Below are 1,081 nucleotides of genomic sequence, written 5' to 3' on the forward strand. Positions count from 1 at the left end.
GAGCCGCGCGGCGGCGGCGACGGCGGCCTCCACGTCGGGGGCCGGGAGCCCGGGCCGCACGATGATGCCGTAGTCGCCGAGCAGGCCGGTTGCCTCGTCCTGGGTGAGGGGGCGGCCCCGTGGATCGGGGGCGGGGCCGAGCAGTGCGTCGATCCGTGCGGCGGCGGCGTGCTCGTCGATGGTCTCGTCCAGGAACTCGGGCACCTTGCCGGGGGCGGTCGCCTGGCGTCGCCACTGTGCGTACTTCACGGCCTCGGAGAGCGCCCGGACGGCCCGCTCGGCGGCGGGGTAGGCGGGGATTGCGCCCCTCCTCGCGCCGCCCGCTGCGGCGGTCTGGTCGCCGCCCGGTGCCCCGGGGGCGCCCGGGGCCGCTCCGGGTGTGCCCGGCCGCACCGCGCTGTCCCCGTGCGCGTCCCCGGCTCCCCGGAGACCGCTCGCAGGGTCCGTGCGCGGGGAGGGCGCGGGCGCCCCGGAGGGGGGCGTGCCCCGGGGCTGTGTCCGGGCCCGGCCGCCCTGGTCCGCGGGTGCCGGAGGCCCGGGCCTCGCCGGGGTCGCCGGGGTCGCCGTGCTCGCGGCCGCGGCCAGCGCCTGGGCCAGGCCGCCCATCTCGACGTGCACCACCGCCACCGGCTTCGCGGTCCCCGTGGAGGCCGCCTCGCGCAGGGCGGCGGCCAGCACCTCGCCCTCGCCGGTGTAGGCCTCGCCGTTCTCCCCCACCCAGGGGATCGCGGTGACGATCACCGCGTCGCAGGTCGTGTCGGCCAGCGCCTCGGCCAGTGCGTCCCGGAAGTCCTCGGGTTCCGCCTCCGTCGTGAGGTCGCGCGGCGGGCGCGGGCGCAGCCCCTCCGCCAGGCAGGCGTCGAAGGTGAGCAGCCCGAGCGACTCCGAGTTGCCGAGGATGGCCACCCGGGGCCCCTCCGGGAGGGGCTGGTCGGCGAGGAGCACGCCGACGTCGACCATCTCCGTCACGGTGTCGACGCGGATCACGCCCGCCTGCCTCATCAGCGCGGAGACCGTCGCGTCGGGGATCCGGCTGACCGGCACCGCGTGGCCCGGCGGGGGGGAGCCGCTGTGCCGGGCC

Annotated in this window: 1 pseudogene; it reads right to left on the reverse strand. The window is 79.3% G+C overall.

The features are described from left to right. Positions 1-1,081: pseudogene (locus IH13_RS0102470) on the reverse strand (acyl-CoA synthetase); the annotation flags it as partial.

Origin of the sequence: Streptomyces sp. NRRL WC-3549, assembly GCF_000721935.1 — a bacterium.
Classification (GTDB): Bacteria; Actinomycetota; Actinomycetes; order Streptomycetales; family Streptomycetaceae; genus Streptomyces.